This is a genomic window from Gordonia tangerina (genome assembly GCF_021556435.1).
GTDB lineage: Bacteria > Actinomycetota > Actinomycetes > Mycobacteriales > Mycobacteriaceae > Gordonia > Gordonia tangerina.
In genome coordinates this window covers 1-14,109 of record NZ_JAKGCU010000026.1, presented here as the reverse complement: position 1 = coordinate 14,109, position 14,109 = coordinate 1, and the positions used below count along the sequence as shown (strand labels likewise).

13 protein-coding genes and 1 pseudogene are annotated in these 14,109 nt (G+C 65.8%); 5 read left to right on the top strand and 9 right to left on the bottom strand.

Annotation, left to right across the window (positions count from 1 at the left end):
• Positions 1–3: 3 nt before the first annotated feature.
• Genes rplB through rpsJ form a run of 5 tightly spaced genes read right to left on the bottom strand, consistent with a single transcriptional unit; the run spans position 4 to position 2,840 of the window.
• Positions 4–840 (bottom strand): 50S ribosomal protein L2, encoded by an 837-nt coding sequence (rplB, locus tag L1892_RS20665; RefSeq protein ID WP_235725553.1) that lies wholly within the window; start codon positions 838–840, stop codon positions 4–6.
• A gap of 30 nt (positions 841–870) precedes the next feature.
• On the bottom strand, positions 871–1,176 hold the full coding sequence (gene rplW, locus L1892_RS20660; RefSeq protein ID WP_235725551.1) for a 50S ribosomal protein L23: 306 nt from the start codon (positions 1,174–1,176) through the stop codon (positions 871–873).
• A gap of 1 nt (position 1,177) precedes the next feature.
• Positions 1,178–1,840 (bottom strand): 50S ribosomal protein L4, encoded by a 663-nt coding sequence (gene rplD / locus L1892_RS20655; RefSeq protein ID WP_235725550.1) that lies wholly within the window; start codon positions 1,838–1,840, stop codon positions 1,178–1,180.
• Positions 1,837–2,514, bottom strand: a complete 678-nt coding sequence (rplC, locus tag L1892_RS20650) for a 50S ribosomal protein L3 (RefSeq protein ID WP_235725549.1) — start codon at positions 2,512–2,514, stop codon at positions 1,837–1,839. Before rplC ends, rplD begins: the two co-directional genes overlap by 4 nt.
• 20 nt (positions 2,515–2,534) lie before the next feature.
• Entirely contained in the window at positions 2,535–2,840 is a 306-nt protein-coding gene (gene rpsJ / locus L1892_RS20645; protein WP_003938093.1) for a 30S ribosomal protein S10, read from the bottom strand.
• 576 nt (positions 2,841–3,416) lie between these two features.
• Here rpsJ and L1892_RS20640 point away from each other — a divergent pair.
• From L1892_RS20640 to L1892_RS20625, 4 genes are all read left to right on the top strand, one after another.
• Positions 3,417–3,893 (top strand): hotdog fold domain-containing protein, encoded by a 477-nt coding sequence (locus L1892_RS20640; RefSeq protein WP_235725548.1) that lies wholly within the window; start codon positions 3,417–3,419, stop codon positions 3,891–3,893.
• 128 nt (positions 3,894–4,021) lie between these two features.
• Positions 4,022–5,821, top strand: a complete 1,800-nt coding sequence (locus L1892_RS20635; protein WP_235725547.1) for an N-acetylglutaminylglutamine amidotransferase — start codon at positions 4,022–4,024, stop codon at positions 5,819–5,821.
• Positions 5,818–7,791: a S9 family peptidase gene (locus tag L1892_RS20630; RefSeq protein WP_235725546.1), complete on the top strand. Its 1,974-nt coding sequence runs from the start codon at positions 5,818–5,820 to the stop codon at positions 7,789–7,791. The genes L1892_RS20635 and L1892_RS20630 overlap by 4 nt, the downstream gene beginning before the upstream one ends.
• Positions 7,788–8,495 carry a GntR family transcriptional regulator gene (locus tag L1892_RS20625; RefSeq protein ID WP_372475343.1) on the top strand — a complete coding sequence of 236 codons (708 nt, stop codon included), beginning with the start codon at positions 7,788–7,790 and terminating at the stop codon, positions 8,493–8,495. The genes L1892_RS20630 and L1892_RS20625 overlap by 4 nt, the downstream gene beginning before the upstream one ends.
• 49 nt (positions 8,496–8,544) lie before the next feature.
• Here L1892_RS20625 and L1892_RS20620 read toward each other — a convergent pair whose 3' ends face one another.
• The 4 genes and pseudogenes from L1892_RS20620 to L1892_RS20605 all read right to left on the bottom strand — a co-directional run.
• A complete protein-coding gene (locus L1892_RS20620; protein WP_235725542.1) occupies positions 8,545–9,669 on the bottom strand; it encodes an AraC family transcriptional regulator in 1,125 nt (374 codons plus the stop codon).
• Positions 9,670–9,718: 49 nt separating this feature from the next.
• Complete coding sequence (locus tag L1892_RS20615; RefSeq protein WP_235725541.1) at positions 9,719–10,735, bottom strand: helix-turn-helix domain-containing protein; 1,017 nt, start codon at positions 10,733–10,735, stop codon at positions 9,719–9,721.
• Positions 10,736–10,837: 102 nt separating this feature from the next.
• Positions 10,838–11,359 carry a hypothetical protein gene (locus tag L1892_RS20610; RefSeq protein ID WP_235725539.1) on the bottom strand — a complete coding sequence of 174 codons (522 nt, stop codon included), beginning with the start codon at positions 11,357–11,359 and terminating at the stop codon, positions 10,838–10,840.
• A 69-nt stretch (positions 11,360–11,428) separates the two neighbouring features.
• Positions 11,429–12,115, bottom strand: a pseudogene (locus tag L1892_RS20605) (pyridoxal-dependent decarboxylase); the annotation flags it as partial.
• A 286-nt stretch (positions 12,116–12,401) separates the two neighbouring features.
• Between L1892_RS20605 and L1892_RS20600 the strand changes: the two are divergent.
• Positions 12,402–13,970 carry an NCS1 family nucleobase:cation symporter-1 gene (locus L1892_RS20600; RefSeq protein WP_235725538.1) on the top strand — a complete coding sequence of 523 codons (1,569 nt, stop codon included), beginning with the start codon at positions 12,402–12,404 and terminating at the stop codon, positions 13,968–13,970.
• The last annotated feature ends 139 nt before the right edge of the window (positions 13,971–14,109 follow it).

Genomic DNA, 14,109 nt, shown 5'->3' with positions numbered 1-14,109 from the left:
TGCTTATCGCTTGTTCTTGCCGGTGCGACGACGCCGAACGATCAGCTGGTCGCTGGCCTTGTTCTTACGGGTCCGGCCCTCAGGCTGGCCCCACGGGCTCACCGGGTGACGACCACCCGAGGTCTTGCCCTCGCCGCCACCATGCGGGTGGTCGACCGGGTTCATCACGACGCCACGCACGGTCGGGCGCTTGCCCTTCCAACGCATACGGCCGGCCTTGCCCCAGTTGATGTTGCTCTGCTCGGCGTTGCCGACCTCACCGACGGTGGCGCGGCAGCGCACGTCGACACGACGGATCTCGCCGGACGGCATACGCAGGGTCGCGTAGGTGCCCTCCTTACCGAGCAGCTGGATGGCGGCACCGGCGCTACGGGCCATCTTCGCGCCACCACCCGGACGCAGCTCCACGGCGTGGATCTGGGTACCGGTCGGGATGTTGCGCAGCGGCAGGTTGTTGCCGGGCTTGATGTCGGCGCCGGCACCGCTTTCCACCACGTCGCCCTGGTTCAGGCCGCGCGGGGCGATGATGTAGCGCTTCTCGCCGTCCACGTAGTGCAGCAACGCGATCCGCGCGGTGCGGTTCGGGTCGTACTCGATGTGTGCGACCTTGGCGTCGATGCCGTCTTTGTCGTTGCGACGGAAGTCGATGACGCGGTAGGCGCGCTTGTGACCGCCACCCTTGTGCCGGGTGGTGATGCGGCCGTGGGCGTTACGTCCACCGTGACCGTGCAACGGGCGAACCAGCGACTTCTCCGGATGGTCACGGGTGACCTCGGCGAAGTCGGCGCCACTGGCACCACGACGACCCGGGGTCGTCGGCTTGTATCTACGAATAGCCATGTTCTAGTCCCTCAGTTCTGCGAGTCCCGGTCAGCCGACCGGTCCTCCGAAGATCTCGATGGGCTTGCTGTCGGCGGCCAGGGTCACGATCGCGCGCTTGGTGTCCTTGCGCTTGCCGTAGCCGAAGCGGGTGCGCTTGCGCTTGCCCTGCCGGTTGGCGGTGTTCACGCTGGTGACCGTGACGTCGAAGATCTTCTCGACCGCGATCTTGATCTCGGTCTTGTTCGACTCCGGGTGCACCAGGAAGGTGTACACGTTGTCCTCCATGAGCCCGTAGGACTTCTCGGAGATCACCGGCCCCAGGATGATGTCACGCGGGTCTGCCTGCGTAGCCATCTCAGGCCTCCTTCTTCTGGGTGTTCTGCTCGATGAACGCGTTGAGCGTCTCGACGCTGAACACCACCTCGTCCGAGTCCAGGACGTCGTAGGTGTTGAGCTGATCCGGTGCGATCGGCAGAACGTTCTGCAGGTTCGCGACGCTCTTCCAGGCGGTCACGTCCTCACGACCGAGGACCACCAGGAACTTGCGACGGTCGCTCAGTGCCTCGAGGAACAGACGTGCCGACTTGGTCGACGGGGTCTGCCCGGCCACCAGTTCGGTGATCACGTGGATACGCTCGTTGCGGGCCCGGTCCGAGAGGGCGCCACGCAGGGCGGCGGCCTTCATCTTCTTGGGCGTGCGCTGGCTGTAGTCACGCGGCTGCGGACCGTGCACGGTGCCACCGCCGGCGAACTGCGGTGCGCGGGTCGAACCCTGTCGGGCGCGACCGGTGCCCTTTTGGCGGTACGGCTTGGCGCCGCCGCCGGAGACCGCACCACGGGTCTTGGTCGCATGGGTGCCCTGACGGCCTGCGGCCTGCTGGGCCACGACCACCTGGTGCATCAGCGAGATGTTGGCCGGTGCGTCGAACAGCTCGGCGGGCAGATCAACGGTGCCGTTGGTCGTGCCGTCGGCCGTCTTCACGTCCAGCGTCAGCTTTGTCGTTGTCTCGGTGCTCACTTGGTCGCACCACCCTTCACTGCGTCGCGGATCACCACGATGCCGCCCTTGCGGCCGGGGATCGCGCCCTTGATCAACAGCAGACCGGCTTCGGCGTCCACCGCATGCACGGTCAGGTTCTGTGTGGTCACGGTGTCGTTACCCATCCGGCCGGCCATCCGCATGCCCTTGAACACGCGACCCGGGGTGGCACAGCCACCGATCGAGCCGGGTGCACGGTGCACGCGGTGCGCGCCGTGGCTGGCACCGAGACCGGAGAAGCCGTGGCGCTTCATCGCGCCGGCGAATCCCTTGCCCTTGGAGGTGCCGGTGACGTCGACCTTGGTGCCGTTCTCGAAGATCTCGGCGGTCAGCTCCTGGCCGATCTCGAGTTCCGAGACGTCCGCGATGCGGATCTCGGCGAGATGACGGCGCGGGGTGACACCGGCCTTGGCGTACTGGCCGGCGACGGGCTTGTTGACCTTGCGCGGGTCGATGGCGCCGTAGGCCAGCTGCACGGCGGTGTAGCCGTCGCGGTCGGCGGTCCGGAGCTGGGTGATGACGTTCGGTCCGGCCTGGATGACCGTCACCGGGACGACACGGTTGTTCTCGTCGAAGACCTGGGTCATCCCGAGCTTGGTGCCCAGAATTCCCCGTGTGGCACTTTGATGGTTGGTCGCGCTCTGATTGCTCATGATTTCTTCTCGCCCCCCGCCTACTGGATGTTGACGTCGACGCTGGCCGGCAGGTCGATGCGCATCAGCGCGTCGACCGTCTTCGGCGTCGGGTCGAGGATGTCGATGAGTCGTTTGTGGGTGCGCATCTCGAAGTGTTCGCGGCTGTCCTTGTACTTGTGCGGCGAACGGATGACGCAGTAGACGTTCTTCTCGGTGGGCAACGGCACCGGGCCGACCACCCGTGCCCCGGTGCGGGTCACGGTTTCCACGATCTTGCGCGCCGAAGCGTCGATCGCCTCGTGGTCGTAGGCCTTGAGCCTGATGCGGATCTTCTGTCCCGCCACGCTGTGTCCTCTTCCGTCAGTTGTTCTCGACAGACAAACACCGCGTGACCTGATGCCGCCCCGAAGGACAAGCCGGCGCAATTCGCCGCTGGACACATGACCACCCGCGTGAGATTCGGGGATCGACGCTGTTCATCTATCGTTGTACGTTGGCTCGCCACTTGAGCGAACCGGCTGTGCTCCGGCACCCGCGGTCGGGCGTGTCGTGTCCGTACGCCTGATTCAGCGCACGCGTTACACGCCCTGGCCCGGAATCCGGGGCCTGGGAGTCATTCACCTGATCGAGGCCGCAGTGATCCTGCGTCCGCCGGTCAAGGCAACCCGAACAGTATGCACCACCCCGGGGCGCAGATTCAAATCCACTCCGGAACCCGACTCACCAGGCCTTGGCACGGCGGTCGACAGAACCCGGAATCTCGCCGAGAGAACCGCCCCAACCACCACCAGACCCGGCCCCCCTGAAGGTTCGCTCGGCGAGATTCCGGGTTCTGTCGACGCGAAAAAGGGTTCTGTCGACGCGAAACAGGGTTCTGTCGGCGAACAGAACTGCACCTTACCCACGGGTAAGGTAGCTCCATGACCCACTCCCCGACCTACAGCCTCCGTCGCCGGCTGCCCGACAACGTCGTCGGCCACACCCTGTTCTCGCTGGGCATGGTCGCCCGGGTGCCCTACTTCGGCACGGTGCTGCCCTACGTCACCGACATGCGACCCGGCTACTGCCGGGTCACCGGCCCGAACTGGTTCGGCGTGCACAACCATCTCGGCACGTTCCACGCGATCGCCGCCTGCAACCTCGCCGAGGCGGCGATGGGAATGCTCATGGAGGCCAGCACCCCGACCACCCATCGGTGGATACCCAAGGCGATGTCCACCCGCTACCTCGCCAAGGCCACCACGCGGCTGACCGCTGAGGCAACCCTGCCCGCCGACGTTGACTTCGCGAGCATCGTCGAGGGGACCGATGTGGTGATCGATGTCCGAGTGCTCGACAAGCACGGCACCGAGGCGGTGCATTGCGACATCACCACATGGGTCACGCCGCACAACTGATCGTTCACTCTGCCACCCCCGCCACATACTTCTAGGCTGAGACGGCGGGGATGCGCAGTGGACACGTCGCACCGGCGGCTGTGCAGGCGAGGGCGCCTGGCGACGGGGCAATGGGAGAGGACTCAGAAATGTGCGGCGTATGTGGTGAGATCCGGTTCGACGCAACTTCTCCGGACATCTCGGCGGTTGACGCGATGACCTGCGAGATGACCCGACGCGGCCCCGACGGCTCCGGCGTGTTCGCCAAGGGCTCGGTTGCACTGGGCCATCGGCGGTTGAAGATCATCGACCTCACCGAACGCGGCGGCCAGCCGATGGTCGACCCGGAACTGGCCCTGGCACTGGTGTTCAACGGCTGCATCTACAACCATCGCGAACTACGCGGCGAACTCGAGGCCAAGGGCTACCGCTTCTTCTCCCATGCCGACAGCGAGGTGATCCTCAAGGCCTTCCATGCGTGGGGCCCCGACTGCGTCGACCATCTCATCGGAATGTTCGCCTTCGCCGTCGTCGACACCGACAGCGGCACGGTGACCCTGGCGCGCGACCGCCTCGGCATCAAGCCGCTCTACATCGCCGAGACCCCCGGACGGCTACGGTTCGCCTCGTCGGTGCAAGCGCTGTTACGTGCCGGTGATGTCGATACCTCGATCGACCGAGTCGCACTCCATCACTACTTCAGCTTCCACGCGGTGGTGCCCGCACCGCACACCATCTACAACGGCATCCGGAAACTGCCTCCGGCCACGGTGCGCACCATCACACCGGACGGGCGCAGCACCGAACGACGCTACTGGGAACCGAGTTTCGAACCGCATCCGGATCGAGCCGACTGGGACGAACGGCGCTGGCAGCACGAGATCCTGGAGTCGCTGCGCACGTCGGTCCGGCGCCGCATGGTCGCCGACGTCCCGGTGGGCGTCCTGCTGTCCGGAGGGGTCGACTCCTCGCTGGTGGTGGCGCTGCTGGCCGAGCAGGGGCAGCACGATCTGGCCACCTTCAGCATCGGGTTCGATTCGGCCGGAGGAGAATCCGGCGACGAGTACGCCTACTCCGATCTGATCGCCGACACCTTCGCCACCGATCACAACAAGATCCACATCGGCACCGACCGCCTGCTGCCGGCGGTCCCCGACACCGTCGCCGCGATGGGCGAGCCGATGGTCAGCCACGATTGTGTTGCCTTCTACCTGCTCTCCGAGGAGGTCAGCAAGTCGATCAAGGTGGTGCAATCCGGGCAGGGCGCCGACGAGATCCTGGGCGGATACTCCTGGTATCCACCTTTGCGTGACACCCCACGCTCCGACACCACCAAGGCCTACGCCAACGCATTCTTCGACCGCGGCCATCGCGCTGTCCTGGACATCCTCGACGAGCGCTATCACGTTGACGCCGACTACGACCCGAGTTGGGAGTTCGCGCTGGCCCACCAGTCCGCGCCGGGCGCGCGTACGGCCGTCGACGCCGCACTGCGGCTCGACACCACCGTGATGCTGGTCGACGACCCGGTCAAGCGCGTCGACACGATGACGATGGCGTGGGGTCTGGAGGCCCGAGTGCCGTTCCTCGATCACGAGTTCGTGGAGCTGGCCGCGACCTGTCCGCCCGACCTCAAGCTGGCCCACGGCGGAAAGGGAGTTCTGAAGCAGGCCAGCCGATCCCTGCTGCCCGCTGCGGTGATCGACCGCACCAAGGGCTATTTCCCGGTACCGGGAATCCGCCATCTCGACGGCGGACTGCTCGACCTGGTCACCGACACGCTGCGGTCGAGCTCGGCAGTGGACCGCGGTCTGTACCGGCCGGCGGCCCTCGACCGACTCTTCGCCGACCCCAACGGAATCCGTACCACCCTCGACGGCAACGAACTCTGGCAGGTCGCGCTGCTGGAGATGTGGTTGCAGAGTATGGAAGCGATCACCGCTCGATGACCGCTCGCGAGCCGTTCGCGTCAGGCCCCACCATCGACCCGCGGGCCACCGCACCGACCAGTCGGGTCCGGTTCGACGACCGGGGCTGGCACACCTATGGCGCATCGGTCTCTCCGGACGGGTCGGCTTTCGCCTACATCGTCGACGACGGCGACGGCTATCCACGCGCGGCCCAGCGGTCGTTGTCCACCGACGGCGTCGGCGAACTCCGCTGGGTGCGACTTCGTGCCAACGGCCCGGTGCGCCGGGTGATCCACTCCACCGACAGCCGCTGGCTGGCCGTGGAGATCGCACCCAGCGGCGGCGAGCATCACCAGGTGTGGGTGGTCACCACCGACGCCGAGGACGACACCGCCTATCGGGTCGGCGCCACCAGGCCTGACGGACGCTCGTTCGGAACTGTGTCGCTGGTCGGCTGGGACACCGATTGGGTGCTGATCACCGCCACCGAACCCGATGGCACCGCCCACAGTCTGCGGGTGCACCCCGGTACGGGCACGACGATGACCCTCGACGTCCGCGTCGGCGGGGCCCTCATCGACTCGTGGAAGGGCGCAACACTCGTGCGGGTCGGCCCCCGGGGGTATCGCGACATCGTCCTCATCCGTCGCCGGATCGACACCGTCGAGGACGCCATCGCCATGACGCCGCTGCTGCCGAACGATCCCGGCTCGGTCACCGATCAGGGCTACATCCTCGATCAGGGTTTCGACCATCCGTCCCTGGTGTTCGTGGGTCCGCCGCAGGACGAACAACGCGATCTCGACAGTGTGCAGGCGTTGGTAGTCAGCGACTTCGACGCCAAATTCCCGCGTCTGCTCGGCGTGGAAGTGGCCGATCGCGGGGTGCGGTTCCGGGTGTTGGCCCAACGGCCGGACGTCGGCGTCGACGAGTTCGCCGTGTCGCATGACCAGTCCACCGTCGCGCTCCTGTGGAATCATGCCGGCCGCAGTGAACTTCAGATCCTCACCCTGCCCGATCAGACGCTGCACGAACCGATCCGATTGCCCGGCGAGGTGGCGCACGAGCTGTCCATCAGCGCCGCCGGCAAACTCGTCGCGGTCACCGTCTCCAGCCCGCAGCGCTCTCCACTCGTCCACCTGATCAACACGATCAGCCGCGATGTGGTTGCGGTCCGCGACGACGTGGTCGCCGGCGACGGACCGTCGGCCGCGTTGCGGCCCGAACTCGTGCAGTTCTCCGCACGGGACGGTATGCCTCTGTCCGGATGGCTGTTTCGGGCAACACCGAACGACGGATCGGGCCCCGGTCCGACGCTGGTGTACTTCCACGGCGGTCCCGAGGGCCAGACCCGGCCCGAGTACAACTTCCTGTTCGGACCGCTCGTCGACGCCGGCATCACCGTGTTTGCCCCCAACGTGCGCGGATCGTCGGGCTACGGCCGACTGTTCTCTCACGCCGACGACCGTTACGGGCGCTACGCCGGCATCGACGACGCGGCAGACTGTGCCGAATATCTGATCGACCACGGCATCGCCGATCCCGACGCGGTGTACTGCGCGGGACGCAGTTACGGTGGCTATCTCACCCTGGCGTGTCTGACCTTTCATCCCGACATGTTCGCCGCCGGGATCGCGATTTGCGGCATGAGTGATCTGGAGTCGTTCTTCCGCAACACCGAACCGTGGATCGCGGTGGCCGCCTACACCAAGTACGGGCACCCCGAGTCCGACCGCGAACTGCTCGCCGACCTCTCCCCGATCCACCGGATCGACGACGTCCGCGCACCCCTGCTGGTCATCCACGGGGCGCACGACACCAACGTCCCGGTCAGTGAATCCCAACAGATGGTCGACGAGCTGCGTGCGCGCGGCGCGGTCGCCGAGCTGTTGCTGTTCAACGACGAAGGGCACGAGATCGTCAAACGGCACAACCAACAGATCCTCACCGAAGCCGTGGCCGGATGGATTCACGCACATCCCTCGCGCGCCACCGGAGCCCGCCGATGACCTCCCGGATGACCGAACGGCTGATCGCACAACTCGTCGAAACCCGTTCGGACAGTGCGCGTGCGAACGTCCTCGAAGAGCTGCGTCGGCTGATCCTGTCCGGCGGCGCGCCACCGGGCATCCAACTCCCGCCCGGCGAGCTCGCCGACGCCTTCCAGGTGAGTCCGATCCCGGTGCGCGAGGCCCTCAAGACCTTGGTGGGTGAGGGCCTCGTGGTACATCAGCGCAACGCCGGATATCGCGTGAGCCAGCTGTCCATCGACGAGCTGCGCGAGATCTACTTCGTGCGGGGCACTCTCGAGCAGGCTGCACTGGCACAAGCCGTGTCGCGTATAGACGCCGCCGGCATCGAGCGTGCCCGACGCCATCACGACGAACTGGTCACCGCGGTCAAATACAGCGATCGCAAGGCCTTCCACGACATCTCGCGCGAGTTCCATCGCGAGTTGACCGCACCGTGCGCGATGCCGCGTCTGCTCAACATGTTCGAGGCGACCTGGAATCTCACCGAGCCCTTCCAGGTGATGCGCTCGGTGGGCACCACCGTCCAGGAAGCACTCAACACCGATCACGCGAACATGCTCGAGGGGTTCGTCGCCGGCGACACCGAAGCAGTGCTGGAGGTGGCGCAAACACATCATCGGCGTCTGGAGAGTGCGGTCATCGAGACCGCCGCGTCGCTGGACGTCCGCCACGACGGGTGACCGTCAGGGCGGCGACTGAATCACTCCGGGACGCTGGTGGGCGAGAGCCTCAGAGGTCGGCCACCTCGCCGGGACCGAAACGGCCGGCCGGGGCACCTGCGATGGTGTGCCCGGCCCGGTATTCGGTCGGCGTCACGCCGAACGCTGCGCGAAAACGGTTGCGCATCGTCGCCGACGACGAGAAGCCCGACCGGGCCGCGACGTCGGTGAGGCGCAACTCCGGCCGTGCGTCAAGCAGGATCCGCACCTCCTCGAGTCGTCGCTCGGCGATAACCGCCGCCAACGATTCGCCGGAATCGGCGAAGTGGCGATACAGCTGACGCCGGCTCACGTGCAGCTCGCGGGCCACATCCGCCACCGCGAAGTCCGGGTCGGCGAAGCGTCGTTCCACCAGTTGCAGGGTGCGTTCACGAACCGATCGGCTCGTGTCGTCTACGCTGTGCGTGCGGTAGGCCTGCTGCGCCAGAACCGATCTCAGTAGCCCGACGGCTGCGCTTTGGGCGAGGACATCGGTGGCCTCGGTCGATGTCCCTGCTGCTGCGGTCTGTCCGAACCGTCGGAGAAAAGTGGTCGCGGCCCGAACCAGTGCCGTGTCCGGCGAGACCGGGCGCGACCGGCGCAACGCCTGCACGACATCCCGACCGAGCACGGAGGCCTTCACCGTGAGCTGGACAGTCTCGCAGATGTCGTCCACCGTCATCGTCGCCGGCTCCGCGGTGCTGAGAATGATGAGCTGCCCGGCCCGAAAATCTTCCTCGGGTCGCCCGGCCAGCGACAACCGGCCCGGGGCGGACGTGATCAGCAACACGAGTTCGGCATCCACGGCCGGGTCGACTTCACGCCGCGAGCGAATCACCGAACACGGCATCGCGAGCGCGTCGACAATGGTGATCGCACCCACCTGATGGACTCTGACCAGTGCCTCGAAGCCGTCGGCACTCCTCGATACGACCCGCAGCGGACCCAGGAACTCAGCCAGACCGCGGCGGCCCCGGAAACGGCGAATCGTCACACCGGGATCGTCTGCTCCTGCTGCCGATCGCCAGCGATCCACCCGATCGCGGTCAATTCCTGATGGCTGTGCCACCCCGAGGGCGCCCGAATCCGCGAAGTACGGCGGAAGCGAGCCGACGGGCACGATGTGGCCACGCGGTCCCGCGCAGACCTCGGTCATCTGTACGCCCCGGTCATCGGTACGCCCCGGTCATCGGTACACCCCTGGGTCATCGATCCACCTCGCCACCGTCGAGTGCACCTGACTGCAGCTGTCGCCGATATGTCGCGGGACCGACGCCGAACTTCGCCCGAAATCTGTTGCGCAGGGTGGCCGCGGAGGTGAACCCCGCCGCCTGCGCGACCCCGTCGAGTCGGACCCGTGCGGGTTGCGCAAGCAACGTACACGCCCAGTCCAGCCGACGATCGGCGATCATCTCCGGCAGCGAGAGTCCCTGTCCCTCGAGCCCGCGGTAGAGGTGTCGTTTGCTGATGTGAAGGTGGCGGGCGATGGCGTCCACCCCGAAATCCGGGTCGCGGAAGTTGCGCTCGATCAGGTCGATGACCGCCTCCCGCAAGAACAGCGGATTGCCGCGTAGATCGTCACCGGCGTGCTCCTGTTCGAGCGTCGCGCGCACGACTTCGATGGCCGCGAGTTCGGTGTCGAGGTCGATGTCGGCGCCACCGAAGGCGGCATCGCGGGCCAACCGGACGACCAGCGAAGCGCACGACCGGCTCAGCACCGTGTCGGGTGCGATCGGCGATACTGTTGCGCCACCCGCGATCTCGGCGCCCATCAGCTCTGTGGGCACCCAGATCCCGGTGGCATCGGTCACCCCGTGGGTGCGCAGGTCATACGGCCGTCGGCTATCGGTGATCGACATCTGACCGGGTTCGGCCGACACCCGGTGGCCGTTGGCGTCCCCGGTGGTGCGTCCGATCGTCTGACACGCCACGATCAGAAAGTTCGATGGATACTCACGAATCCGTGCGCTGGTACGTCGTGTCCGCGCGGCCGTCTGCAGAATGCTGAAGGCGATGATCTTCGAGAACGGACGCCACAGGGCCAACTGCTCGAACTCGTCGGGATCGTCGGCTTCCAGTTCGACGAGATCGGCATAGGCGTCGATGCCGTGCCGACCGCGAGTACGGACCTGGCGGGAACGCAGACTCCCCAATTCGTGTGCTGGTCCGTTCAGTCGGCGCCAACGATCGACGACCGCTGGGTCGAGTCCAGAGCCCGTCACGTCACATGCGGCCTTTCTCACGGGTCCCCGACCGACGTCTGATCCTCCCATCGCGACGTGGACACAGACATGGACTTTGGTCCTGTTCTGCGGCGACATCGGTCATGTGTCGTCCGCCTCCGGCAGCACGATTGCGGACGCGACAAAGAAGCAGATCGCGCCGATGAACGTACCGAGGTTCGCCAGCACTGCGTCCACGGTGACGCCGTTCGTGGTTATGTAGGCGCCGACCGCCGACACCCCGAAAGCGATGCAGCCCAACATGTTGATCTGACCCGACCACCAGTCGCGCTTGCGCGGTGCCCAGGCCCGGTCGGTGTGCGAGTAGGCGATCAGCACGAAGAACCCGCTGATGAGGAACGCCACCGAACCCTCCGCGTTCGGGGTCCACACCAAATGCTTCTGCGCGGCAATCGAGTGCGCGGCGAGCGCCGCCCCGGTGCTGACGTTGAACAGCAAAGTCCCGACGAACTGAGTCGCTGCCGCCAGCCACTGGGCCCGGACCATCGTTCCCGGCGCATATCCGACCGCCACGGTGACCGGCCCGCTGGTGACGAGTTGGATGAACGCGGCACCGGTGAAGAACCGCGTCGCCCGGGGTCGGCAGCGGTGTCGAGGATGCATCGGCGGTCTCCTCCGTCGAAGAGTCGTCGGCGCGACCGGGACAGGCTCCGGGTCGCGCCGACGTCCAGCTCAGTGATGAAAGTGTGACCCGGTCCCCTCGCTCGGCATCGGCGCCGAGAGATTGTCCAGGAACGCGACCTCACTTTCGAGATCGCGCAACAGTGCATCGGCCAGGTCGCGGCTCAGGCCGGCCCGAACGACGATGCGCTGCAGGGTCAGGTCCGCGAGATCGTCGGCCATCGGATAGGCCGGCACCAGCCACCCCTTCATCCGCAGCCGATCCGAGAGGTCATACAGCGTCCACTTGTCGGTGTGGTCGGCCTTCAACTTCCACGCGAAGACCGGGATGGTGTCGCCTTTGCTGACCAGTTCGAAGGGGCCGATCTCGGCGATCGCGGACGACAGGTACTGCGCGACGTCGAGGGAGCCTTGCTGCACCTGGCGATATCCTTCCCGGCCCAGCCGCAGGAACTGGTAGTACTGCAGCAGCGCCTGCGCACCGGGGCGGGAGAAGTTCAACGCCAGGGTGGGCATGTCGCCACCCAGGTAGCTGCAGTGAAAGATCATGCTCTCCGGCAGCGCCGCCTTGTCGCGCCAGATGATCCACCCCAGGCCGGGATAGACCAGCCCGTACTTGTGGCCGGAGGTGTTGATCGACACCACCCGTGGCACACGGAAGTCCCACTCGAGTTCGGGCTGGCAGAACGGTGCGATCATGGCGCCCGAGGCACCGTCGACGTGGATCTTGATGTCGAGTCACCGTCGGAACAAATTGGCCGTCGGCATGGCACGGACTTGCTCATCGACGACGGTCGCCACCAGTTGGGACGGCGCCGTTGTGGCACACAATTTCGCTTTGAGCGGCACAGATCGCGACTACGGACGGTAGCGGAAGGCTCCATGGAACCTCACTCCGGCAGAGCCGGACCAACCGGAGAAAATATATCCCTTCGTTAATTGCCGGGTAACAATGCGTTCCTAACTTCTTACTCATCAGCGCATCCCCGACCCGCGCTGACGGTCACCATCAGGGAGATTGCACATGTCAGCACCATCTGCCGACACCGTGACCGCGCATGAAAGCGCGGCCGGTGAGAGCGTCATCAAACTCGGGTATCACCAGAACCTCACCAATTCCGACCTCGCGCCACTGAAAGCACAGAAGTGGACCTGGTACAACATCTTTGCCTTCTGGATGTCGGATGTGCACAGTGTCGGTGGATATGTCTTCGCCGGCAGTCTGTTCGCGTTGGGAATCGCTGCCTGGCAGGTGCTCGTCGCCCTGGTGGTCGGCATCGTCATCGTCAATGTCCTGTGCAACCTCGTCGCGAAACCGTCGCAACTCGCCGGGGTCCCCTACCCGGTCACCACACGCGTCTCGTTCGGGGTCAAGGGCGCCAACATACCGGCCATCATCCGCGGATGTATCGCGGTGGTCTGGTACGGAATTCAGACATATCTGGCATCGGTCGCATTCGGTCTGCTCGCGCTCAAGTTCTGGCCGGGCCTGGAACCCTGGGGTGATGTCGATCAGCATGGCTTCCTGGGTCTGAGCATTCTCGGCTGGGCCGGCTTCATCTTGATGTGGATTCTGCAGGCGTTCGTGTTCTGGAACGGAATGGACACCATCCGCAAATTCATCGACTTCTGCGGTCCGGCCGTCTATGTGGTGATGATCGCGCTCGCGGCTTACCTGATCGTCGAGGCGGGTTGGGACAATGTGAGTTTCGATCTGTCGACCGGCCCCGGTCTGTCCGGCTGGTCGTCGGTCACCCAGATGATCAGCGCCATCGCACTGGTGGTCTCCTACTTCTCCGGGCCCATGCTGAACTTCGGTGACTTCTCTCGCTACGGCAAGACGTTCAGCGAGGTCAAGAAGGGCAACTTCTGGGGTCTGCCGGTCAACTTCCTGTTCTTCTCGATCCTGGTTGTGTGCACCGTCTCGGCGGGCGCCACCGTGATCGGCCGTGACGACGACGGCAACATCATCACCGATCCCGTGCACATCGTCGACCGGATCGACAACACCACCGCCGCGGTCCTGGGTGTGCTGACCTTCGCCATCGCCACGATCGGAATCAACATCGTGGCCAACTTCGTCTCGCCCGCCTTCGACTTCTCGAATGTGGCCCCCACCAAGATCTCCTGGCGCACCGGCGGCATGATCGCCGCAGTCGGGTCGGTCCTGATCACCCCCTGGAACCTGTTCAACAACCCGACGGCAATTCATTACACGATGGACACCCTGGGAGCGGTGATCGGCCCGCTGTTCGGCATCCTGATCGTCGACTTCTATCTCATCAAGAAACAGAAGATCGAAGTCGACGACCTCTTCAGCATGGACCCCGGCAAGTCCTACTCCTACCGCAACGGATGGAACCCGGTGGCGATCATCTCGGTCGTCGTCGCGTCCATCCTGCCGATCAGCTTCGTCATCTGGGGCACCGCGTATCAGGCCAGCTTCACCTGGTTCATGGGCGCCGCGGCCGGGGCGGTCGTCTACTGGCTGGGCATGACCTTCGCGCCCAAGAGCTTCATCTACGACACCGGCGAAGAGCCGCCGGTGCTCTCCACCGCGAAAGACGGCAAGCTCGAGCCGTCGGCCCTCTAGGAGTACGACACACGATGCGCATCTGCGTCATCAATCCCAACACCGCGGCGGGGGGGGGGGGGGGGGGGCCCCCCCCCGGGGGGGGGGGGGGGGGCCCCCCCCCCCGGGGCGGCCCCCGCCCCCCCCACCCCCCCCCCCG

What these genes read in the sequence shown, in the direction of transcription:
- rplB (WP_235725553.1), bottom strand. Translation starts at nt 840, where the DNA reads ATGGCTATTCGTAGATACAAGCCGACGACCCCGGGTCGTCGTGGTGCC.
- rplW (WP_235725551.1), bottom strand. Translation starts at nt 1,176, where the DNA reads ATGGCTACGCAGGCAGACCCGCGTGACATCATCCTGGGGCCGGTGATC.
- rplC (WP_235725549.1), bottom strand. Translation starts at nt 2,514, where the DNA reads ATGAGCAATCAGAGCGCGACCAACCATCAAAGTGCCACACGGGGAATT.
- L1892_RS20640 (WP_235725548.1), top strand. Translation starts at nt 3,417, where the DNA reads ATGACCCACTCCCCGACCTACAGCCTCCGTCGCCGGCTGCCCGACAAC.
- L1892_RS20635 (WP_235725547.1), top strand. Translation starts at nt 4,022, where the DNA reads ATGTGCGGCGTATGTGGTGAGATCCGGTTCGACGCAACTTCTCCGGAC.
- L1892_RS20630 (WP_235725546.1), top strand. Translation starts at nt 5,818, where the DNA reads ATGACCGCTCGCGAGCCGTTCGCGTCAGGCCCCACCATCGACCCGCGG.
- L1892_RS20625 (WP_372475343.1), top strand. Translation starts at nt 7,788, where the DNA reads ATGACCTCCCGGATGACCGAACGGCTGATCGCACAACTCGTCGAAACC.
- L1892_RS20620 (WP_235725542.1), bottom strand. Translation starts at nt 9,669, where the DNA reads ATGACCGAGGTCTGCGCGGGACCGCGTGGCCACATCGTGCCCGTCGGC.
- L1892_RS20610 (WP_235725539.1), bottom strand. Translation starts at nt 11,359, where the DNA reads ATGCATCCTCGACACCGCTGCCGACCCCGGGCGACGCGGTTCTTCACC.
- L1892_RS20600 (WP_235725538.1), top strand. Translation starts at nt 12,402, where the DNA reads ATGTCAGCACCATCTGCCGACACCGTGACCGCGCATGAAAGCGCGGCC.